The 21,084-nt window shown below is 58.9% G+C and carries 19 protein-coding genes; 9 read left to right on the top strand and 10 right to left on the bottom strand.

The window, feature by feature from the left end; all coding sequences use genetic code 11:
- The first annotated feature begins 3 nt into the window (after nucleotides 1-3).
- From DS906_RS10600 to DS906_RS10590, 3 genes are all read left to right on the top strand, one after another.
- Entirely contained in the window at nucleotides 4-576 is a 573-nt protein-coding gene (locus tag DS906_RS10600; protein WP_113790146.1) for a YSC84-related protein, read from the top strand.
- Nucleotides 577-748: 172 nt separating this feature from the next.
- Nucleotides 749-3,211 (top strand): penicillin acylase family protein, encoded by a 2,463-nt coding sequence (locus DS906_RS10595; protein ID WP_113790145.1) that lies wholly within the window; start codon nucleotides 749-751, stop codon nucleotides 3,209-3,211.
- A 108-nt stretch (nucleotides 3,212-3,319) separates the two neighbouring features.
- Nucleotides 3,320-3,715, top strand: coding sequence for a nuclear transport factor 2 family protein (locus DS906_RS10590; RefSeq protein ID WP_113790144.1), 396 nt, complete (start codon nucleotides 3,320-3,322; stop codon nucleotides 3,713-3,715).
- Between the two features lie 12 nt (nucleotides 3,716-3,727).
- Here the strand turns inward: DS906_RS10590 and DS906_RS10585 are convergent, their stop codons facing one another.
- From DS906_RS10585 to trkA, 5 genes are all read right to left on the bottom strand, one after another.
- Entirely contained in the window at nucleotides 3,728-4,012 is a 285-nt protein-coding gene (locus DS906_RS10585; protein WP_113790143.1) for a putative quinol monooxygenase, read from the bottom strand.
- Between the two features lie 18 nt (nucleotides 4,013-4,030).
- Entirely contained in the window at nucleotides 4,031-5,302 is a 1,272-nt protein-coding gene (gene hflX, locus DS906_RS10580) for a GTPase HflX (RefSeq protein ID WP_113790142.1), read from the bottom strand.
- Nucleotides 5,302-5,541 (bottom strand): RNA chaperone Hfq, encoded by a 240-nt coding sequence (hfq, locus tag DS906_RS10575; protein WP_005982826.1) that lies wholly within the window; start codon nucleotides 5,539-5,541, stop codon nucleotides 5,302-5,304. The genes hflX and hfq overlap by 1 nt, the downstream gene beginning before the upstream one ends.
- 126 nt (nucleotides 5,542-5,667) lie before the next feature.
- Nucleotides 5,668-7,206 carry a TrkH family potassium uptake protein gene (locus tag DS906_RS10570; RefSeq protein WP_113790141.1) on the bottom strand — a complete coding sequence of 513 codons (1,539 nt, stop codon included), beginning with the start codon at nucleotides 7,204-7,206 and terminating at the stop codon, nucleotides 5,668-5,670.
- On the bottom strand, nucleotides 7,206-8,582 hold the full coding sequence (gene trkA, locus DS906_RS10565) for a Trk system potassium transporter TrkA (protein WP_108858467.1): 1,377 nt from the start codon (nucleotides 8,580-8,582) through the stop codon (nucleotides 7,206-7,208). The genes DS906_RS10570 and trkA overlap by 1 nt, the downstream gene beginning before the upstream one ends.
- A 96-nt stretch (nucleotides 8,583-8,678) precedes the next feature.
- Between trkA and DS906_RS10560 the strand changes: the two genes are divergently transcribed.
- Nucleotides 8,679-9,161, top strand: coding sequence for a hypothetical protein (locus DS906_RS10560; RefSeq protein WP_113790140.1), 483 nt, complete (start codon nucleotides 8,679-8,681; stop codon nucleotides 9,159-9,161).
- 12 nt (nucleotides 9,162-9,173) lie between these two features.
- On the opposite strand, the gene DS906_RS10555 is transcribed toward DS906_RS10560, so the two are convergent.
- The 5 genes from DS906_RS10555 to dusB all read right to left on the bottom strand — a co-directional run bounded on the left by DS906_RS10555 (nucleotide 9,174) and on the right by dusB (nucleotide 16,421).
- On the bottom strand, nucleotides 9,174-10,583 hold the full coding sequence (locus tag DS906_RS10555) for a sigma-54 dependent transcriptional regulator (protein WP_113790139.1): 1,410 nt from the start codon (nucleotides 10,581-10,583) through the stop codon (nucleotides 9,174-9,176).
- On the bottom strand, nucleotides 10,580-12,868 hold the full coding sequence (locus DS906_RS10550; RefSeq protein ID WP_113790138.1) for a PAS domain-containing sensor histidine kinase: 2,289 nt from the start codon (nucleotides 12,866-12,868) through the stop codon (nucleotides 10,580-10,582). The genes DS906_RS10555 and DS906_RS10550 overlap by 4 nt, the downstream gene beginning before the upstream one ends.
- A gap of 99 nt (nucleotides 12,869-12,967) precedes the next feature.
- Nucleotides 12,968-14,335, bottom strand: a complete 1,368-nt coding sequence (locus DS906_RS10545; RefSeq protein WP_113790137.1) for a response regulator — start codon at nucleotides 14,333-14,335, stop codon at nucleotides 12,968-12,970.
- 38 nt (nucleotides 14,336-14,373) lie between these two features.
- Nucleotides 14,374-15,438 carry a nitrogen regulation protein NR(II) gene (locus DS906_RS10540; RefSeq protein WP_113790136.1) on the bottom strand — a complete coding sequence of 355 codons (1,065 nt, stop codon included), beginning with the start codon at nucleotides 15,436-15,438 and terminating at the stop codon, nucleotides 14,374-14,376.
- Nucleotides 15,435-16,421 (bottom strand): tRNA dihydrouridine synthase DusB, encoded by a 987-nt coding sequence (gene dusB / locus DS906_RS10535; RefSeq protein WP_113790135.1) that lies wholly within the window; start codon nucleotides 16,419-16,421, stop codon nucleotides 15,435-15,437. Before dusB ends, DS906_RS10540 begins: the two co-directional genes overlap by 4 nt.
- Before the next feature lie 181 nt (nucleotides 16,422-16,602).
- Here dusB and DS906_RS10530 point away from each other — a divergent pair, with 181 nt between their 5' ends.
- The 5 genes from DS906_RS10530 (at nucleotide 16,603) to DS906_RS10510 (ending at nucleotide 20,866) form a co-directional block, all read left to right on the top strand.
- Nucleotides 16,603-17,733, top strand: coding sequence for a bifunctional 2-C-methyl-D-erythritol 4-phosphate cytidylyltransferase/2-C-methyl-D-erythritol 2,4-cyclodiphosphate synthase (locus tag DS906_RS10530; RefSeq protein WP_113790134.1), 1,131 nt, complete (start codon nucleotides 16,603-16,605; stop codon nucleotides 17,731-17,733).
- Complete coding sequence (locus DS906_RS10525) at nucleotides 17,730-18,227, top strand: phosphatidylglycerophosphatase A (RefSeq protein ID WP_113790133.1); 498 nt, start codon at nucleotides 17,730-17,732, stop codon at nucleotides 18,225-18,227. Before DS906_RS10530 ends, DS906_RS10525 begins: the two co-directional genes overlap by 4 nt.
- Complete coding sequence (locus DS906_RS10520; RefSeq protein WP_113790132.1) at nucleotides 18,224-18,700, top strand: CinA family protein; 477 nt, start codon at nucleotides 18,224-18,226, stop codon at nucleotides 18,698-18,700. Before DS906_RS10525 ends, DS906_RS10520 begins: the two co-directional genes overlap by 4 nt.
- Before the next feature lie 160 nt (nucleotides 18,701-18,860).
- Nucleotides 18,861-20,042: an ammonium transporter gene (locus DS906_RS10515; protein WP_113790131.1), complete on the top strand. Its 1,182-nt coding sequence runs from the start codon at nucleotides 18,861-18,863 to the stop codon at nucleotides 20,040-20,042.
- Between the two features lie 143 nt (nucleotides 20,043-20,185).
- A complete protein-coding gene (locus tag DS906_RS10510; protein WP_108858457.1) occupies nucleotides 20,186-20,866 on the top strand; it encodes an orotate phosphoribosyltransferase in 681 nt (226 codons plus the stop codon).
- The last annotated feature ends 218 nt before the right edge of the window (nucleotides 20,867-21,084 follow it).

The following is a 21,084-nucleotide window of genomic DNA, read 5'->3' as shown; positions in this document are numbered from 1 at the left end:
AACATGAGCAGTTCCAACTCTCCCCGACTAAACCGTCGTGGCTTTGCGCTTGGCATGGCCGGGCTCACATTGACCGCTGCATGCGGAAACGGTGTAGGCAATTCCAATGCGGCCCAGATCGACGCCCGTGTGAACGTGACGCTGAACGAAATGTTCAGCAAGTACCCCAACACCGTCGAGATCGCCGAAAAAGCCGACGGCATGCTGGTGATGCCGTTGATCACCGAGGCAGGGTTCATCTTTGGCGGTGCCTATGGCCAGGGCGCGCTGCGCATCAACGGTGCAACGGTCGACTATTACTCGGCCCTATCCGGCAGTGCTGGTCTGCAGATCGGCGCGCAACAATATGCGCATGTCCTGTTCTTCATGACGCAAGACGCGCTGGATGACTTCCGCCGTTCCAGCGGTTGGACCGCAGGGGCGGATATCGGCTATGTCGTCGACGCCACCGGCGACTCGCTCTCAACTGACACAACCCAATTGCGTAGGCCCGTATTGGCCGCCGTTTTCGGACAGGCCGGCCTGAAATTCGGCGCGACCGTCGAAGGCACCAAGTACACGCGCATTATCCCCTAATATCGAATACCACCCCCCCTTTGCCACGGACCCCACCACATGTTCAAAACCATGTGGCGGGGTTTTTCATCTCAACATGTTAACTCAACGTTCGCGCGGCGTTCCTCTTTCGGTTGCCCGGTCCTTCCAGTAGGGTTCAGCCAATAATTTCTTATGGGGATATGGGGCGTTCATGGGTCTTGTCTTTCGCTGGCTGGTTCGGATTGCTACGGGCCTGATCCTGTTGGCCGTTGCGGCTGTGGGTCTTGTCTACTTCCTCGCCAGCCAGTCCCTGCCGGATTATGATCAGACCGTCGAAGTCAGCGGACTGCGCGCGCCGGTCGAGATCGTGCGCGACACCGCCAATGTTCCGCATATTCTGGCCGAAAGCGACCCGGACGTGTTCTTTGGCCTGGGCTATGCCCATGCGCAGGATCGCCTGTGGCAGATGACCATGATGCGTCGCACGGCGCAGGGCCGTCTATCCGAAGTGTTCGGCAAGCGCACTGTCCCTATCGACAAGCTCTTGCGCCGTTTTGACCTGTACAGTCTTGCCCACCGCTCGGTCGAGGTGCAGGACGATTACACCAAAGCTGCGCTGCGTGCTTATTCGGCCGGCGTGAATGCCCGGCTGGATGAGATCAATGAGAACGCACTGGGACGCGGCGCGCCCGAGATGTTCCTGTTCAACGCGTCTGTTTCTCCGTGGCAGCCCGGCGACAGCATTGCGATCATCAAACTGATGAGCCTGCAACTGTCTGGCCATTTGAAAGACGAGGTGCTGCGCGCCCGCACATCCCTGATGCTGAACGATCCTCAGCGGCTGGCCGATATCTTGCCAGACGTACCGGGTGCGGGTATCGCGGCACTGCCGGAATATGCGTCTTTGTTCCCCGAACTGCCGCGCTATGCCGAAGGCACGCCAATGCCCGACTCGCCGCTGTCACCATTCCCTAAACGCGGCTTGGCCGGGGCGTCGAACGCGTGGTCGGCCGCGCCCTCGCGTTCCGCGATCGGGGGCACCCTGCTGGCCAATGACCCGCATCTGGGCCTGACTGCACCCGGCATTTGGTATCTGGCACGGCTTGAGCTTGCCAAAGGCGGTGTCATCGGCGCGACCATTCCGGGTGTACCCGCGATCATGACGGGCCGCAGTGATAGGTTGGGCTGGGGTCTGACCTCGTCTTATCTGGACGATCAGGATGTTCATATCGAACAGCTGAACCCGGAAAACCCAGAAGAATACCTTTCGCCTGATGGTTTCAAACGGTTCCGCTCTCGCCCCTCTATCATCGAGATTAAGGACGAGGCCCCTATCACCCTGACCCTGCGCTGGACCGACAACGGACCCGTCTTGCCCGGCAGCCATTACGATCTGGAAACGATCACTCCGCCCGGGCATGTCGCCTCATTGGCCTGGACCGCACTTAGCCCGCGCGACACGTCGATGACGGCTTCGATGGCATTAATGAATTCGGACAGTGTGCGCGAAGCCATCGATGTGGCCGAACTGTTCATTGCGCCGTCGCAAAATCTGTCGCTGGTCGACAAGGACACGATCGGCATGAAGCTGATTGGCGCGATGCCTGGCCGAGACCTTCGCAACCAAAGCCGCGGCCGTATCCCAACGCCCGGTTGGTTGGCCGAGAACCTGTGGCATGGACGCTTGCCTTATGCAAACAACCCCGAATTCGTGACACCAGCAGGCGGGATTCTGGGCAATACAAACAACAAGATCATCGACCGCCCTTTCCCCAACCATGTCTCGTATGAATGGGGCGATACGCAGCGCGTGCACCGTTGGGAACGCCTGATGCAATCCCGCGAGGTTCACACCCGCGACAGCTTTATCGAGGCGCAACTTGACACCGTCAGCTTTACCGCCCGCTCCCTTCTGCCGCTAATCGGCGCCGATCTTTGGTTTACCGGAGCCTCTGCGCCCGAGGGCACACCGGAACGCCATCGTCAGGTCGCGCTGGCCCTGCTGGCCGAGTGGAACGGTGAAATGAACGAACACCTGCCCGAGCCGCTGATCTATGCCGCATGGTTGCGCGCGCTGCAGATCCGACTGATCTCGGACGAGCTGGGGCCGCTGGCGGCCGAATACAAACATGTTGAACCGCTGTTCATCGAACGGGTCTACCGCGATATCGACGGCGCCTCGGTCTGGTGCGACGTGCGCCAGAGCGCGCCGGTAGAAACATGCACTGACATGGCGCGGTTGGCGCTGGATGATGCGCTGATCTGGATCAGCGAGAAATACGGTGGTTCGCTGGAATCCCTGCGTTGGGGAGATGCCCATCAGGCCACGCATGACCATCCGGTTCTGGGCACGGTTCCCGTTCTGCGATTCTTCGTCAACATCCGCCAATCCACCAGCGGCGGCGACAACACCCTGCTGCGCGGACGGACATCGGGCGATGGGCCCGACCCTTTCCAGAACGTGCACGGTGCGGGCTATCGCGGCGTCTATGATTTTGCCGATCCCAACAGCTCGGTCTTTATCACGGCCACGGGTCAGTCGGGGCATTTCCTGTCGCGTTACTACGACGATCAGGCCCAGCTTTGGCGGCGGGGTGAGTACATCCCGATGTCACTGGACATGGATCTGGCCCGCGCGGCAGCGGTCGGCGTAACCAACCTGACCCCGCGCTGATTTCACTGCTTCGGCAGGACCTTGCCCCTTTTGCAAGCTGCCGTGGACGCGCGCAGGTGTTTTCGCCTACGATCTGCAAGCCGACAATTCGGGACCTTGGGGGTACAGATGGCCAGTTTTCGGGATATGTTGAACAATCTCGCACGCGATTACGCAATCGCGTGGAGCTCGGGCGACCCAAATGCGGTTGCCAGCTTTTTTGCACCCAACGGGCAGATCACGATCAACCGGGGTGAACCAATTGTCGGCCGCGCCGCCGTCGCAGAAATGGCGCGTGGCTTCTACGCCGACTTTCCGGATCTGGAAGTGCGCTGCGACATGCTGCGTTGGGCCGGATCACACGCGATTTTTGTCTGGACGCTGGAAGGCCATCACTCAGAGACCGGCAACCACGTCGTCACGCGTGGTTGGGAAGAATGGGAATTGACCGCTGACAACAAGGTGCAATCGTCGCTGGGTTGGTTCGATGCTGACGACTATCAGCGCCAGATAGACGGGCAGTAGCGGACGCCCCGCCTAAACGCACGTGATCTGGTAGTCGCGCGAAATACCTTCTGTCACCTTGAACCAGGTCGAGGCTTTGGATCGCGCCTGATGGGCGTCAAAGGCCGCTTGGTTCTCAAAGATTTCGCACACGTTGAAGCGACCCGGAATATCCACGTCTTTTGTCACGTCGAATGAGATGCACCCCGGTTCGGCTCGCGTCAGGGCGATGTGGTCCGGCAAAGCCTCCCGCACCTGCGTGATCCGGTCGGCAGGCACGGAAATATGACCACGCAGAACCACCTTAGCTTCTGCCATTATGTCCTCGGGAATAGATCAAAGCGCGGCGAACTGCGCTGCCTGCTTGTCGGTCCACAATACGGTGATCTGAAATCCGTCATCCGTCTGCTCTTCGGATTGAACGACATCCTCACGGAACAACCACGCACGCTTGTTGCCTTCGGCAAACGCCAGCGTCAGAACCGTCTCGTGCCGAACCCCTTGCAAGTTAACCGCAATCTCGGCCAGCAACGGTTCGATGCCTTCGCCCGTCACGGCGGAAATGGCAAAGATCGACGGGTCGCGGTCGGCCCGGGCAAACGTGGCTTCGCGCTCATCTTCGTTCAACAGGTCGATCTTGTTCCAGACCTCAAGCCGGGGCCGTTCGTCATCAACGCCCAACGAGGTCAAAATGGTTTCGACATCACGGGCTTGCGCCTCGGTGTCTTCATGGCTGATGTCGCGCACATGCACGACGATATCTGCGCCCAGAACCTCTTCAAGTGTGGCGCGGAAGGCCGCGACCAGTTCGGTTGGCAAGTTCGAAATGAACCCCACCGTGTCCGACAGAATCACCTCGGGACCATCGGGCAGTTCAACCCGCCGCATAGTAGGGTCCAGCGTGGCAAACAGCATGTCCTTTGCCATTACCTCTGCACCGGTCAGGCGATTGAACAAAGTTGATTTACCGGCGTTCGTATAGCCCACCAACGCAACAATCGGATACGGCACCTTTGCCCGAGCGGCACGGTGCAAGGTCCGGGTCTTGATCACCTTCTGCAATTGACGGCGCAGGCGCACAAGCTGGTCATCGATCGCCCTTCGGTCAGCCTCGATCTGGGTTTCACCGGGACCACCGACAAACCCCAATCCGCCCCGCTGACGTTCAAGGTGGGTCCAGGCGCGAACCAGACGCGTTCGCTGATAGCTGAGCGCGGCCATCTCGACCTGCAGCACACCTTCACGGGTACGGGCGCGGTCGCTGAAAATCTCCAAAATCAACCCGGTCCGGTCGAGGATTTTAACCTTCCACGCCTTTTCCAGATTGCGCTGCTGAACTGGAGTCACGGGACCATCGATCAGAACCAGCTCGACCTCGGCGTCATGAAACCGTTCGCCCAGCTCCTCGATCTTGCCGGTACCGAACAACAGCCCCGGCTGGGCACGCGGCAGCCGCACAATATCGGACCCGATCACATCCAGATCGGGCAAAGCGGCAGCCAGCGCCACCGCCTCTTCCAGCGCCGGTCCAGGGACACGGCGCTGTTCATCTGATTTGATTTCCGGATGCAGCACCCAAGCCCGGGTGCGCGTCCTGTCATGTTCCATCAAGAGGCGTCTTCGCCCTCATACAGGTTGATCGGCTGCGACGGCATAATCGTTGAAATTGCGTGTTTGTAGACCAGCTGCGACTGTCCGTCGCGGCGCAACAATACGCAGAAATTGTCGAACCAGGTGATGACACCCTGCAATTTCACGCCGTTGATCAGGAAAATTGTGACCGGGACCTTTGCTTTCCGTACATTATTCAGGAACGCGTCCTGCAGATTCTGTCTGTCCGAAGCCATATTATTATAATCTCGCCATTGTTCTTGCTACGCGCTGCGGACCAACGCGCTCCCTCTGGCAGAGTATGGAGTGTCGTTAACCGATATTCCAGATGAAAAATAAGGCGTCGGCAAAGGTGAGGATTCTTAGTCTCGCCAGAGGGTTGGCGTAATCAGCGCAATGATCGCCAATGTTTCCAGTCGCCCGATCACCATCGCAGCACACATGGTCAGCTTTGCGCCCCAGGGCAAATCGACCAGACGGATGGGAACATCAGTGGCCAGTTCGATCAGCGGCCCGGTGGTGCTGAGCGCGGCAACGCTGAGGACCATCGCCTGTTCAAACCCCGACCCCATCGCGGCCAGCAACAGATTGAACAGTGCTGCGGTCAGGGCAAACATCATCAGGAAGATCCACGCGATAAAGGCCCCATCGCTTTGAATGCGACGGTTACCGCCGCCAATGCCACTGACGGATGAGGGATAGATCAACCGATCAATCTCGCGCGCGCCATTGAGGTACAGGGCAAAGACCCGCAACAGTTTGACCCCGCCCGCCGTAGTGGCCACCCCTCCTCCGATCAGGGCGAGGCCCATCAGGATCAGCCCTGGGGTGCCAAGGCCGGACAATTGCTGCGCATCGTTCCAGTTTGCGCTTTCGAATCCGGCTGTGGTCAGGAAAGACAACGCCGTAAAGATCATGCCCCAGATCACGCTAAGTGCCTGAAGCGGTTCCAACTGATTGCCGATTTCCAGAACACCGGCCCAAACGCGCGCGAACAACAGTGCCGCGACGACACCCACAATCATCAGGCCAATCCGGAATTCGGGGTCTTGGTCCAGCCGGGAATAGCCTGTGGTTGCCGTATCGGTCGAAAAGGTCAGCCGCGACAAGGCGAAGAACAGGAACAGAAACAGGATCGCTTCGCCCGTTATTCCGGCCTGCGCCCCCTCCAGCCCGCCGACCGGAGATATCCCTGATGTGGCCATGGTTGACATGGCGTGACACACAGCAGTCAGGCCATTTTCGCCCGCGATCAGCAGCAATATCCATATGGTTGCGGTCAGACCGGTATAGACTGGTGTCAGGGTCCGGGTCACACGGATCAGACGGCCACGGGGGTCGACCTCTTCGCTTTGTGCGACGCCCGACACCGGGCGACCGGGCTGGCCACGCGCTGTAATCTCGAACCCGCCCAGCGACAAGGGTGCCAGAATTGCAGCCGCAGCAATCCACATCAGCAAACCACCCATCCAGCCGACTAAAGCACGCCACAGGTGCAGCGGCGCGGTCAGGCGATCGGGGTCAGGAAACAGATCTGCACCGGTGGTGGTCACAGCGCTGACCATATCGAAATACGCGTTCAAAAAAGTGGTGGTGCCCAAGGCATCATGCAGCGGAATTGCCAGAAACAGCGGCAGAACGGTAAAACACCCCAGCAACACGGCCAATTGCCCCAGCGTCCCGCGTCGCGGCATCCGGTTTGATGCTGCCACAGCAATCGTGGACACCACGAACAGCCCAAGAAGGCCGGAATAGAAAAACGATCGCGACGTGTCGTGATCATCCAAGGCCAGCGCGTAAATCGCCGGAATCCACATCGATAACGCGGCAATTCCCCAGATCAACAGAAACAGCGGCAGCCGCTGTATCAAAGTGATCTGTTGTCTCCGAGCGCGCGCCATCAGAAGAAATCGATTGAAACCTGCATCAGGCGCTCGACCTCGGGCACGTCCTTGGCCATCGCAAAGATTGCCACCACGTCCTTTTCGTCGATCCGCAGGCTGCCGGTCGGGCGCAAAAGCTCATCGCCTTTTCGGACGGCGCCAACCAGAACGCCTTCGGGAAAATCGATATCCCGCAGCTTCTGCCCTGCCATGGGTGAAGTCGACAGCACCTCGGCCTCGATCACTTCTGCCTCGGCATCCCCGATAGAATAGACCTGCCGCACCCGCCCATGGCGAATATGGCGCAGGATCGAGCTGACAGTGGTTGCACGCGGGTTAATGTAGGCGTCGATCCCCAGCGGCCCCATCAGGGCCACCATGCTGGGATCATTGATCAAGGCAATTGCCAAGGCACAACCTTCGGCCTTGGCCCGCACCGCGGCCAGCATGTTGGCACGGTCGTCATCGGTGACCGCAAGCATCGCGTCGGCGCGTTCGATCCCGGCCTCGCGCAACAAGGCGGCATCCAGCCCGTCGCCATTCAGGACAATCGTCCGTTCCAGTGTTTCGGCGGCAATTTCGGCGCTTTGGCGATCACGCTCGATCACCTTGGCGCGCACGCGGCTTTCACGCTCTTCCAGCGTCCGGGCAACTTCCAGCCCGACATTGCCGCCACCAACGATCACGACGCGGTCCTGTTTCTTTTGGGCCTTGCCAAAAACCTCCATCGTGCGGTCCACGTCTTTGACATTGGTAAAGACATAGCATTCGTCGCCGACAAACAGCTGATCTTCGGATTCAGGCGCAAACAGCGTGCCATCGCGCCGAACACCAACGACAATTGAGCTGAGGGTCGAAAACAGGTCCGTGAGCTGCCGCAAGGGTGTGTTCACAATGGGGCAATCTTCGTCGATGCGAATGCCCAGAAGCTGCGCCTGCCCATCCATGAACATCTCAGTATCAAAGGCGGACGGGGCAGACAGGCGGCGCATGGCGGCTGCCGCCACTTCGCGTTCAGGGCTGATCACGACGTCGATGGGCAAGTGGTCACGACGGAACAGATCCGAATGGATCGCCTGCAAATACGATTTCGCCCGCAATCGTGCGATCTTGCGCTGGATGGAAAAGATCGAATGCGCCATCTGACAGGTGACCATATTCACCTCGTCCGAATGGGTCGCTGCGATGATCATATCGGCATCACGCGCGCCTGCACGCTCAAGCACGTCAGGATAGCTTGCAAATCCGGCAATCCCCTGAACATCCAGCGTTTCCGTCGCCCGGCGCACCAGATCGGGATTGTTGTCCACCACCGTTACGTCATTCAGTTCGCCCGACAAGTGACGTGCGATCTGCCAGCCGACCTGGCCGGCACCGCAAATGATGACCTTCATGTTTCTGGCCCTTCTGCCTGAAATCCTTGAATGACAGATGCCCCTATAGCGGTCAATTGAATTGTCATTCAGACAAAGCTGGGGCAAGATAACCCTATGAAATCAGTGCTTCACTTACTAATTCCGCTGACTGTCCTGTCCGCATGCAGCGGTCCACTTTCGCTGTACTACCGCGAAGGTGAAAGCGTGTCGCGCGCGCAGTCCGAGACCACGCAATGTCAGGTTAAGGCGGTAAATGACGTTCCCGTCGCCAATCAGGTGCGGCAAAGCCCGCCCACATACTGGCCGGGGCGCACTTATTGCGACAACCGGGGGCACTGCTATCGCTCGCCTGGCTGGTGGGAACCCGGGCGCGTGTATACGGTCGACGTGAATGCCGGTCTACGCAATCAGGTCGAGGCCCAATGCATGGCCAAAAAAGGCTTTCGTCCAATCAGCCTGCCACCCTGCAAACAGAGCGTAAAGTCTCAGGTTCCACCTGCGCGCACAACGAAACTGCCGCCGTTGGGAACCCAATCCTGCTATGTGAAGTTCGACGACGGTTCATTTCAGATCATCAACCCCGGTCAGGCAGGGTAATGTCCCGGCGGATTACTCCGCCGGTTCCGGTTCGTCGATCTGCGCCACCCGCGCCCCGGATTTGTTCGAGGTCACAACACCAAGCGATTTCAGCTTACGGTGCAGCGCGCTGCGCTCCATGCCAACAAAGCTGGCGGTTCGGCTGATATTGCCACCAAAGCGGTTGATCTGGGTCAGCAGGTATTCGCGCTCGAACGCCTCGCGCGCTTCGCGCAGCGGCAGGGTTGCCAGCGCACCGGACAATACCACGCGGCCCGAGTCGTCGGTTTTCTCTTCTTCGGTCGGCAATTCGCGGGCTTCGATTGGACCTGTTCCATCACCCAGGATCAGGACACGCTCGATCAGGTTCTTCAGCTGACGCACATTGCCCGGCCAAGTCATCGTCTGCAACAATGCCACCGCCTCTTCCGAGATTTCGCGAATTGGCAAGCCTTGGGATTCGTTGCACATTTCGATGAAATGCTGCGCCAGAACCGGAATATCCTCGCGCCGGTCCTCCATCGAAGGCACGGCGATCGGCACAACGTTCAGGCGGTGATACAGCTCTTCACGGAACCGGTCAGCTTCGATTTCGGCATCAAGATCGCGATTTGTCGACGAAATGACCCTCAGATCCACACGCACCTTGTCAGACCCGCCTACCCGCTGGAATTGCTGGTCGACCAGAACCCGCAGAATCTTGGATTGCGTACCCAATGGCATGTCCGCCACTTCGTCAAAGTAGATCACCCCGCCATGAGCCTCTTCCAGCAAGCCGGATTCGATCCCGCGTTCCGATGACTCGCGCCCGAATAGCACCTCTTCGACGCGCTCTGGTTCGACCCCGGCGCAGTTGACGGTGACAAATGGCGCGTTGGCGCGGTTGGAATGGGCGTGGATATAACGCGCAGCAATCTCTTTGCCCGACCCAGCTGGCCCGCTCAACATCACGCGGCCGTTCGACTTTGTGACCTTGTCCAGCTGGCTCTGCATTGCCCGGAACGAGGCCGATTTGCCAATCATGTCTGAGTTGGTGACCTCTCGGCGCTTGAGCGAGGCATTCTCGCGGCGCAGGCGCGAGGTTTCCATGGCGCGCCGGATCACGACCATCAATTGATCGATGTTGAACGGCTTTTCGATAAAATCGTAAGCGCCCTGCTTGATGGCCGCCACAGCAATCTCGATGTTGCCGTGACCGGAAATGATCACCACCGGCACGTCAGGGTTGTCGCGTTTAACCGACTTCAGGATATCGATCCCGTCCATACGGCTGTCTTTCAGCCAGATATCAAGGATCAACAGACCCGGTGGCTCGGAATTGATCGACGACATACACTCGTCCGAGTTTGCCGCCAGCCGGGTTGAATAGCCTTCGTCCTCCAGAATGTCGGACACCAGTTCGCGAATATCGCGTTCGTCATCTACGATCAGAATGTCGCTCATCTTTGGCCTGCTTTCAGTTTGTTAGTATGAATTGCCTGCTTTTGTGGCGCTGCAGTCTGGGAAATTTTGCCCCCCGGCAAACGGATCACAGCCATCGCACCGAAATGGTCCTGTCCGTCGAATACGGGCGCGTCTTCCAAAGTCAGCGCTCCGCCATGTTCTTCTATGATTTTCTTGACGATAGGCAGGCCCAGACCCGTGCCTTCGTCGCGCGTGGTGACATAGGGTTCAAACAACCGCGCCCGATCTTCGGGCAACCCAATGCCATTGTCCGCTATAGTAATGACCGTCCCCGCAACATCGTTGGAAATGTCCACTTTGATCTGTGGCTTCAAATTTTCTGGTGGACTTTTTTTCTTAAGTGTTTCAATGGCCTCACCCGCGTTCTTTATCAAGTTCGTCAACGCCTGGTTCAACATCGTCGCGTCGACATCCGCCAGGATGGGCTTGTCCGGCAGGGTCGCGTCGATCTGTACATCCGGCTGCCCGGCTTGCTGCAACAGAACAGCTTCACGCACCAAGCCGACGACGTTTTCCTCACGCCGATCGGGTTCAGGCATCCGCGCGAATTTTGAGAACTCGTCCACGATCCGCCGGAGATCGTTGGTCTGCCGCACGATCACATCGGTCATGGATACAAGGCTGTCACAATCCTCTTCGTCCAGTTTGCGCGAGAACTTGCGCTTGATCCGTTCCGCGCTGAGCTGGATGGGCGTCAGCGGGTTCTTGATCTCATGGGCAATACGGCGGGCCACATCGCCCCAGGCCGCCATACGCTGTGCACTGACCAGATCGGTCACGTCATCAAAGGCCACCACGTAGCCTTCCAAACCGCCATCTTCGCCGCGCCGGATCGCCATGCGCACGAGCAAGTTTTCCAACCGCCCCTTACGCGTGACCTTAACCTCACCCTGCACGGCCTCTTGACCGCTGGCTTTCAGATTTTCGAACAAGGGAAGGAATTCGGGAACCGCGATGCCGATTGCCAATTGTTCTTCTCCGCGCGACCAATCCAGAAGACGCTCGGCCGAGCGGTTTACGAATGTGACACATCCATCCGAATCGACGCCGACTACACCGGACGTCACCGAGCTCAGTACAGAATCGAACAGGCGGCGGCGGCGTTCGATCTGACGTGTGTTTTCCAACAGCGTTTCGCGCTGCCCTTTAAGTTGCCGCGTCATCTGATTGAAATAACGACCTAACATGGCGATTTCGTCATCGCTGGCCTCTTCGATGACCTGAACGCTCAGATCCCCGGCGCCGACCCTTTGTGCGGCGGTTGTCAGACGGCCAACCGGGCGCGACAGGCGTTCGGCGAACCACATCCCCAAAGACATCGCGGCAAGGATCAGAATGACTGCAAAGCCCAAGTACAAGAGCCCGAATTCAAAAAGAACCCGGCCCCTTTCACTTTCAAGCTGTTGGTAGAATTGAACCGTTTCCTTGGTGTCATCCAGCAATTTCAGCAGTTCGCCATCCACTTCGCGGCTAACATACAGATACCGGTCCAGATAAGCCTGCAACGGCACCAGCGCGCGGAACTCGTTGTTTTGCCAATCGGCAATGATCAGAAGGTCACTGTCAGTTGCCTCAACCATCTGCTCCGGTGTCGGCGGTTCATAGTTGAACAGGTAGGATCGGTCGCCGCGGGATTTGATTTCGCCACTGCCATCAATGACATATGCCTCGCGCAAGCCCCGCTGAATCTGCGATTGCCCCTGTGCCAGAACCTCGCGCAGTTCTGCGTCCGAGATGTAGAAGTCCAGCGTTCGCGCATTGTCGAGGAACCGAGAAAGAACGATAGCGTCTTGTGTCAGGCCGCTGCGGTGTTCATGCTCATAGGCTTCGGCCGCCGACAGAGATGATCCGACAACCTGACGGACCCGATCCGAAAACCATCCCTCAAGCCCGATATTCACCGTCAGCCCAGCAAAGATCGCGACGGTCACTGTCGGTACCAGGGCCAGCAAGGTGAACGCCCCGATCAGCCGCAGGTGCAGACGAGACCCGGCAGATTTTGCCCGGCGCGCTGCAATCAGACTGAACACCTGCCCCAGAACAAGTGCTGCAACGACCAGCACGTAGACCAGATCGGCCAGCAGAATCAGCCGCAGCGTGGGCGCTGCCGAACCCAAATCGAACGGACCGATGACCAGATACGTGGCCAACGCCAGAAGCGGCCCCAAAAGGACCAGTCCCAGGGTGCTAAAATTGCGCAGTTTTCGGGATTTCCGCCACCGATCAATCGATACGATCAGCCCGCTCTGTGCTCGGGTTGCCACCGTCTGCCCTCATCCTGATGTGCCGCTTGCGCGGCTTACCGCCATATCTCGTGGTCGTTGCCGGGCCTGTGCTCGGATGCCACGCTTTGTGTGGCGATATTACATCAGTTTGCGTCGGCGTGTCACCTGAATATCGAGATCAGTGATTTTTTTGCGCAGCGTATTCCTGTTGATCCCCAGCAAATCCGCACATTTCGCCTGATTTCCGCCGGTTGCGTCCAGTGCCTGCTCTATCAAGGGGCCCTCAACCTCGCGCAGGATACGCTGATACAGGCCCGGAGGTGGCAACAAATTGCCGTGCAGATCGAAATAGCGACGCAAATGACGGGCGACAGAGGCCGAAAGTTTCTCCCTTTCGCCGTCACCAAGAATCGGTTCCGCTTCGGGCTGACTGCCCAAAACCATCTCAACTTCGGCTTTCGATATTTCTTCGGCCCGGCTGGTCAGACTCAGACGTCGGATCGCGTTTTCCAGCTGCCGCACATTGCCGGGCCAAGAATATCGCCGTACCAGTTCTACCGCCTCGGGGCTGAGCCAGCGCTTTGTTCCATGCTCCCGTTCCTCGCGGGCAAGGAAGTGATCAACCAGCAGGGTGATATCGTCCACTCGCTCGCGCAGCGCAGGCACATGGATCGTCGCGCCGCACAGTCGATAATACAGATCCTGACGCACCCGCCCGCTTTCCATCGCTTCGGTCAGATCCGATTGGCTGGTCGCCATGAAACGCGGAAGATGATCGCCGGGCGTGTCCATCATCCGGACAATACGTGCTTGAACCTCATCCTCGATATCAGCGATCTCATCGATCAACAGGGTGCCGCCCCGCACCCTGGCCATTATGCGCGCAGGCCCTTCGAGGTCACGCAGATCACCAGCAGTCGCAGTGACGAAGGGCAGTGTGCGCCGATCCGAGAAATCATGAATAGCACGTGCTATCAACGACTTGCCGGTGCCACTTTCACCGGAAATCATGACAGAAAGATCGGTATTCATCACACGTGCCACAAGGCGATACAGCGCCTGCATCCCCGGAGTGCGCCCGACCAGAGGCAGCTCCTCAGGGCGGTCTTCGGCAGGTACGACCGCATCCGCTTGCACGCGTTGCTTCTGCTCCAAGGCCCGCGCGGTCCGCTTCATCAGGTCCGGCAGATCAAAAGGCTTGGGAAGATAGTCATATGCATCCGCCTCGGCCGCTTGAATGGCGGTCATGATCGTGTTCTGCGCCGAAATCACGATGACCGGCAGCCCCGGACGGTCCTGCGCGATTTTTGGCAACATCTCGAGCCCGTTGCCATCCGGCATGACCACGTCTGAGATTACAACGTCTCCTTTGCCTTCGCCGACCCAGCGCATCAGAGTGGTCAGCGAGGATGTCGCATGCACCTTGCACCCCGCCCGCGTCAGGGCCTGTGTCAGTACGGTTCGGATTGTGCGATCGTCATCTGCGACCAGTACTGTGCCATCCATCGGGTGCTCTCCTTACAATCTTTGCTCGGTTGTCCATCTCAGGTCGCGTCGCGCGGCGCGCGCCTGATGGACAGGCGGAATACGGTGTGTCCCGGAACCGACTCGGCCAAAATCCAGCCGTCGTGGTCCGAGATGATTTTACTGACCAACGCCAGCCCAAGGCCGGTGCCGTTTTCCTTGCCCGACACGAACGCATCGAAAATGTCGCCGCGGATCTTGTCCGGCAACCCTGGACCATCGTCGATGATTTCGATCTGCAGTGGCAGAGAATGCCCCGAACCGTCGCTGCGGCGCAGACGGAAGGAATGTTCGAAATACGTCCTCAGGCGGATTGTACCGCCTTTGGGGGACGCCTCGGATGCGTTCTTGAGCAGGTTCAGCACCACCTGCAAAAGTTGATCCGGGTCACCATAGGCCATCGGCAACGAAGGGTCGTAGTCTTCGATAATCTTCATATGTGCGCCAAATCCCAACAGCGCCGAGCGCCGCGCACGGTCCAGAACGTCATGGATGTTGACCGGCTTGAAATCTGGTTTGGTCAGGTTTCCAAACTGCTCGACCTGCTCTAACAACTTCACGATCCGGCGACTCTCAGCAACAATAAGGTCTGTAAGTTCAATATCTTGCTTGCTGATATTCATGCTCAGAAGCTGCGCAGCCCCGGTGATCCCCGCCAACGGGTTCTTGATTTCATGCGCCAGCATTTCGGCCATGCCAATCGCCGATTGCGCAGCAGATTTTACCGTGTTGCCCCGCGTCATCCGCCCTGCCAGTTCGCGTGGAGACATGGTCATGATCATCGACCCCGGATGCCCAAGCAGCGGCGCGATCTGCAAAGCGCATTGCAGCGGCGCCCGATTGCCTGACCCCACATCCACATCATTCACGAAAAGCGGAGTGCCCTGTTGGCGTGCGCGCAAAAACGCTTCTTCCAGTGGGGCATCTACGGCGATCTGGTCCCAGACCGGGTGACCGATGACTGCATTGCGGGAGGCGTTCAGGAACCCCTCTCCTGCGGAATTCACGTCCGTAATCCGGTCATCGGCATCAATAATGAAGGCCGGAACCGGCAGCGAGGCCCAGATGTTTTGGTCCGAGGTCATGCTGCGGCCTCTGCGTCGCTGTGCAGGGCATCGCCCAACAGGTGCAGCACCTCGGTGGTATCCCGCGAGGTCAGAACCGCACGGCGCATGGTGGCCGGGGTCGCGGCCTCATCCATGTACCAGCCCAGATGTTTGCGCGCCACGCGCAGACCCAGATCGGTGCCGTAAAAGTCCAGCATCGCCTCATAATGACCGCGCACCATGTCGATCAGGTCGCCATTGACGGGGATGACAGGCGCTTGTGCGCCATACAAATCGTGGCACATCTGGGCCAGCAGCCATGGCTTACCCTGGGCCCCGCGCCCGACCATCACACCGTCGGCGCCTGATTGATCCAAAGCCGTGCGCGCCGCGTCAGAATTCACGATATCCCCGTTCGCGATGACGGGGATCGAGACCGCCTCTTTCACCGCCCGGATCGCTTGCCAGTCCGCGCGTCCTTTGTAGAACTGGCACCGCGTACGCCCGTGGATTGTGACCAGCTGGATGCCCGCACCTTGAGCCCGGCGCGCCACGTCCGGCGCGTTCAGCAGGTTGTCGTCCCAACCCAGACGGGTTTTCAGAGTGACCGGAATATCGACAGCCTCGACCACAGCCTCAATCAGCGTCAGCGCGTGATCCGGCGTCTTAAGCAGCGCCGAACCGGAATAGCCATTCGTGACCTTTTTTGCCGGGCACCCCATATTGATGTCGATCACCCGCGCCCCGCGATCGGCCACCTGACGCGCAGCCTCGGCCATCCAATGCGCCTCGCGCCCGGCCAGTTGAACAGCGGTGTTTTCAACGTCAGCAGACAGCTCGGCCCGTTCCCGCACGCCCGGTTTGGCCTGCACCATTTCCTGACTGGCGACCATTTCGCTGACGACCATGCCCGCGCCAAAGCGCATCACCAGATCGCGGAACGGTCGATCAGTGATCCCGGCCATCGGGGCCAGCATGACCGGCGGATTCAAGGTTTTGTCGGCGAGATGCAGGGTCAACATGCTTAATCCTTGGGCAGTTGCGACTTAGATATCGAATTCGGCGCATATGAACAACAAAACGGCAGGAAACAAGCTTGCAAAATCATCAACTGCCTATTTTTTAAGCAACTTAACGCGGGTGATTGCCTCTACATTCACCGCAGCTTAAACACTGCGCTCAAATCATCGGAGAATTCGCCCAATGACCACCGCCGCCATCATCGTCGCCGCAGGACGCGGGTTGCGCGCCGGAGGCGGCATTCCCAAGCAATGGCGACCATTGGCCGGACGCAGAGTTGCGGACTGGACCATCGACAGGTTTCGCCATCAGGTCGACCATATTGTTCTGGTGTTGTCCGAAGATGATCAGACCGCCTGGGACGAGTTTTTAGGCACTGATCTGCTGCTGACAAAAGGTGGCAGTGATCGCGCCAGGTCGGTGCGGAACGGGCTGGATGCATTGGATGGGCTGGGGGTCGAACATGTCCTGATTCACGACGTCGCCCGCCCCTGCGTAAGCAGCCAGACCATTACGGACGTCCTGACCGCCCTGACCAAGCATGAGGCTGCAGCACCCGGTCTGACCGTTACAGATGCGCTCTGGACCGGTGACGAAGCCGTCGTGACCGGAACACAGGATCGGACAGGTTTATTTGCGGCGCAGACCCCACAGGGTTTTCGCTATGACGCGATTGTCGCGGCGCACGCGGCCCATTCTGGCGGCGCGGCGGACGATGTCGAAGTCGCCCGCGCCGCAGGTATGAACGTGGTGATCGTGCCAGGCGATGCCGATAACATCAAAATCACAAGACCCGAGGATTTTGCCCGGGCGGAAAGCGTATTGGGGACGGACATGGATGTAAGACTGGGCAACGGCTATGACGTGCATCGCTTTGGCGACGGGGACCACGTGATCCTGTGCGGCGTCAAAATTCCGCATGACCGGGGGCTACAGGGCCACTCGGACGCGGATGTCGGCATGCATGCGGTTACTGACGCAATCTATGGCGGGCTGGCGCAGGGCGATATTGGCCAGCACTTTCCACCCTCGGACCCCCAATGGAAGGGCGCAGCAAGCGAGATCTTCCTGCGGCACGCGGTCGAGTTGTCGGTCCAGATGGGTTACAGCATCTCAAATGTCGATTGCACGCTGGTCTGCGAATACCCAAAGATCGGTCCGCACGCGCCCGTGATGCGTGAAGAAATGGCGCGCATCATGGGGCTGCGCGTCGATCAGGTTTCGGTCAAGGCGACCACGTCCGAACGCCTTGGTTTTACCGGGCGAAGCGAAGGCATCGCCTCGCTTGCAACTGCCTGTTTGGTGAAGTCATGAACACCGCGCGATTGATCGGGACCGTTTGCGGCGTCGGATATCTGCGCCCTGCACCCGGAACATGGGGATCTCTGGCCGCCCTGCCCCTGGCCTGGGTTCTACATACGCTGGGCGGTTTTCCCTTGTTGGTCATCGCCACTGTGGCCGTTTTTGTCGGTGGCCTGTGGGCCACCAAAGTGATGACGGCTGGGCAAGAAGATCACGACCCGTCTGAAATCGTCATCGACGAGGTTGCTGGGCAGTTCATCGCGCTCTGGGCGATTTCCTACCCATCTTGGGCGCATGGAATTGATATCACCGCCCTTTGGCCCGGCTGGATCGCAGGTTTCCTTCTGTTTCGCCTGTTCGACATCACCAAACTCGGCCCGGTGGGCTGGGCTGACCGCAAGGGTGACGCGATGGGCGTGATGCTGGACGATGTGATCGCCGGCGTCTTTGCCGGGATCAGCGTTCTGGTTCTCGCCGGCATCTCGCACGGTGTTCTGGGCCTATGAATGTCGCCTCCTTGCTTGACCGCGCCAAGGCGCATGGCGTGATGATCGCGACAGCTGAAAGCTGCACCGGCGGCATGGTCGCCGCTGCGCTGACGGATATCCCGGGCAGCTCGGCCGTGGTGGATCGCGGGTTTGTCACCTACACCAATGAAGCCAAGCAACAGATGCTAGGCGTGCGACCCGAAACGCTGGACGCATATGGCGCAGTGTCCGAGGAAGTGGCGCAAGAGATGGCCCAAGGCGCGTTAAGGAATTCAAACGCGCAATTGACCGTTTCCATCACCGGCATCGCGGGCCCTGGCGGATCTGAATTCAAACCCGAAGGCCGCGTGTGCTTTGGATTGGCGGTGGACGGGCATACGACGACGACCCAAACCGTGGAATTCGGCCCGTTGGGGCGTGACAAGGTCCGGCTGGCCGCCCGCGATCATGCCTTGGACCTGTTGTCGCGCGGCCTTTCGTCAATTGCTTAATAATCTAGCACCCCACTCATTTTGGCGCTCATTTAATCACCGGTTCACAAAAGGCCCTTAAAACAGGCGTCAAAAACGCCCTCCGCCTCTTTTTTCCCCGTCCTCTCTCCGCTTCAACGCCAGCCACGCAAGCTAAAGACGCCACAGAGGAGAACGGCTGATGAACGGAGCCGATACCGCCTGGATCATAGTTGCAACTGCACTGGTCCTATTCATGACATTGCCGGGCCTCGCCCTGTTCTATGGCGGCCTCGTGCGCGCCCGCAACGTGCTGAGCGTTTTCATGCACTGCTTCTCAATCGCCTGTTTGATGAGCATCCTGTGGCTGGTCGCCGGATATTCGATCGCATTTGGTGACGGCGGGTCGGGCCTGTGGGGCGGTCTGGGCAAAGCCTTCCTGAACGGAGTTGATGTCGACAGCCTGTCGGGCACCCTGCCTGAGGTTCTGTTCTTTGCCTTCCAGATGACATTCGCAATCATCACCCCAGCCCTGATCATCGGCGCCTATGTCGAGCGTGTCGGTTACGGGTTTGTCATGATCTTCTCGGGACTGTGGATGCTGCTGTGCTACGCACCCGTCGTTCACTGGATCTGGGGCGGCGGCATTCTGACCGATGGCGGCATTCTGGGCGAGATCGGCGTGCGTGACTTTGCCGGTGGCATCGTGGTGCACGAAACCGCAGGTCTGGCCGCGCTGATCATCGCTGTGGCGCTTGGCCCACGGCGCAACCGCACAACCCCGCCGCATAACCCCGGTTATGTCATGATCGGCGCTGCGATGTTGTGGGTTGGCTGGTTTGGGTTCAACGGCGGTTCACAATTGGCGGCAGATGGCGGTGCCGCAATGGCGATAACTGTTACGCATATCTCGGCCGCAACCGCATCGCTGACATGGGCGCTGTATGAACGCATTAAATACGGCAAAGCCTCGATGGTGGGTCTGGTCACCGGCACGATTGCCGGCCTGGCCTCGATCACTCCGGCCTCGGGATATGTCGATCCGGTTCAGGCGCTGATCATCGGTGCCGTAGCAGGCGTGCTGTGCCAAGAGGCCGTGAACATCATCCGTAACAAGCTGAACATCGACGACACTCTGGACGTGTTCGCGGTACACGGCGTAGGTGGCATCTTTGGCACCATCATGATCGCAGTATTCGGCATTGGCACCTGGACCGCGCAGCTGGGTGGGCTGGTCATCGTGGGTGTCTTTACGGCAGTTGTCACATTTGTGTTGATCAAGGTGGTTGCGCTGATCACTCCGCTTCGCGTAGATGCAGAAACTGAGACAAACGGGCTCGATCTTTCGGTACACGGCGAGCGTGCCTATGACATGAGCAGCTAAGCCCACCTTGGCTGCCTCTTGCCCGCAAGGGCCAAAGCGGGCCTCTTTGTGAGGTCCGCTTTTCTTTTGCGCACACCCCTCTCGACTCTGGGTCTGGGGACAGGCTATCAGCCCGCAATGCCATTCAGTCCAGAGGTACCGTTATGATCCCCAGTTCCTTCCCCGATAGCACCGAAATCGCCCGCCTGACCGCGCGGATGCTGCTGGAGATCAAAGCCGTCCATTTCAATTCGCGCGAACCGTTCACCCTGGCCAGCGGCTTGCCCAGCCCGACCTATATCGACTGCCGCAAGTTGATCTCGTACCCGCGCATCCGGTCGACCCTGATGGATTTCCTGACCGTCACCGTGATGCGGGATGCCGGGTTTGAAGCATTCGACAATATCGCCGGCGGTGAGACCGCGGGCATCCCATTCGCCGCCATGGTCGCCGAACGTATGGCTCTGCCGATGACCTATGTGCGCAAAAAGCCCAAGGGTTATGGCCGCAACGCCCGTATCGAAGGCGCGATGAGCGAGGGTGAGCGCGTGCTGCTGGTCGAGGATCTGACCACCGATGGCGGGTCCAAGCTGTCCTTCGTGGACGCGATCCGTGAAACAGGTGCCACTTGCGGGCACACGGCAGTAATCTTCTACTACGGTATCTTCCCCGAGACCGAAAAAACGTTGGGCGACCACGGCATCCAATTGCATCACCTGTGCACATGGTGGGATGTTCTGGCCGAGGCCAAAGCGCAGAAAGCCTTTGATCAGGAAACACTTGACGGTGTCGAAGCCTTCCTGAAAGACCCGCGTGGCTGGCAGGAAGCAAATAAATCCACGTAAACCTCTTGTGGACAGATTGGGGATAAGCCCGGAAGAATCGATTGACCGGCCACGATATCTGGTGACTTTTCTCCCAATTCCTACATAATAAGCTACGCATACGCAGGTATCCAAACTGTCAGGAAAGTTATCCCAAGGCTTTATCCATAGTTAGCCACAGGTATTTCCAGATAGCCGACACGCCAAAATAGCGTGTAGAAAGCGCCGCAGGGCAGCGG

Origin of the sequence: Ruegeria sp. A3M17, from assembly GCF_003318255.1 — a bacterium.
In the GTDB taxonomy this organism is placed as follows: Bacteria; Pseudomonadota; Alphaproteobacteria; order Rhodobacterales; family Rhodobacteraceae; genus Ruegeria.
The sequence above is the reverse complement of the archived record's forward strand: the minus strand, read 5'-3'. Positions and strand labels throughout refer to the sequence as shown.

What these genes read in the sequence shown, in the direction of transcription:
- DS906_RS10530 (WP_113790134.1), top strand. Translation starts at nt 16,603, where the DNA reads ATGACCACCGCCGCCATCATCGTCGCCGCAGGACGCGGGTTGCGCGCC.
- DS906_RS10600 (WP_113790146.1), top strand. Translation starts at nt 4, where the DNA reads ATGAGCAGTTCCAACTCTCCCCGACTAAACCGTCGTGGCTTTGCGCTT.
- hfq (WP_005982826.1), bottom strand. Translation starts at nt 5,541, where the DNA reads ATGGCTTCGGACAGACAGAATCTGCAGGACGCGTTCCTGAATAATGTA.
- DS906_RS10525 (WP_113790133.1), top strand. Translation starts at nt 17,730, where the DNA reads ATGAACACCGCGCGATTGATCGGGACCGTTTGCGGCGTCGGATATCTG.
- DS906_RS10555 (WP_113790139.1), bottom strand. Translation starts at nt 10,583, where the DNA reads ATGAGCGACATTCTGATCGTAGATGACGAACGCGATATTCGCGAACTG.
- dusB (WP_113790135.1), bottom strand. Translation starts at nt 16,421, where the DNA reads ATGTTGACCCTGCATCTCGCCGACAAAACCTTGAATCCGCCGGTCATG.
- DS906_RS10570 (WP_113790141.1), bottom strand. Translation starts at nt 7,206, where the DNA reads ATGGCGCGCGCTCGGAGACAACAGATCACTTTGATACAGCGGCTGCCG.
- hflX (WP_113790142.1), bottom strand. Translation starts at nt 5,302, where the DNA reads ATGGAACATGACAGGACGCGCACCCGGGCTTGGGTGCTGCATCCGGAA.
- DS906_RS10510 (WP_108858457.1), top strand. Translation starts at nt 20,186, where the DNA reads ATGATCCCCAGTTCCTTCCCCGATAGCACCGAAATCGCCCGCCTGACC.
- DS906_RS10520 (WP_113790132.1), top strand. Translation starts at nt 18,224, where the DNA reads ATGAATGTCGCCTCCTTGCTTGACCGCGCCAAGGCGCATGGCGTGATG.
- DS906_RS10560 (WP_113790140.1), top strand. Translation starts at nt 8,679, where the DNA reads ATGAAATCAGTGCTTCACTTACTAATTCCGCTGACTGTCCTGTCCGCA.
- DS906_RS10515 (WP_113790131.1), top strand. Translation starts at nt 18,861, where the DNA reads ATGAACGGAGCCGATACCGCCTGGATCATAGTTGCAACTGCACTGGTC.
- trkA (WP_108858467.1), bottom strand. Translation starts at nt 8,582, where the DNA reads ATGAAGGTCATCATTTGCGGTGCCGGCCAGGTCGGCTGGCAGATCGCA.
- DS906_RS10545 (WP_113790137.1), bottom strand. Translation starts at nt 14,335, where the DNA reads ATGGATGGCACAGTACTGGTCGCAGATGACGATCGCACAATCCGAACC.
- DS906_RS10540 (WP_113790136.1), bottom strand. Translation starts at nt 15,438, where the DNA reads ATGACCTCGGACCAAAACATCTGGGCCTCGCTGCCGGTTCCGGCCTTC.
- DS906_RS10590 (WP_113790144.1), top strand. Translation starts at nt 3,320, where the DNA reads ATGGCCAGTTTTCGGGATATGTTGAACAATCTCGCACGCGATTACGCA.
- DS906_RS10585 (WP_113790143.1), bottom strand. Translation starts at nt 4,012, where the DNA reads ATGGCAGAAGCTAAGGTGGTTCTGCGTGGTCATATTTCCGTGCCTGCC.
- DS906_RS10595 (WP_113790145.1), top strand. Translation starts at nt 749, where the DNA reads ATGGGTCTTGTCTTTCGCTGGCTGGTTCGGATTGCTACGGGCCTGATC.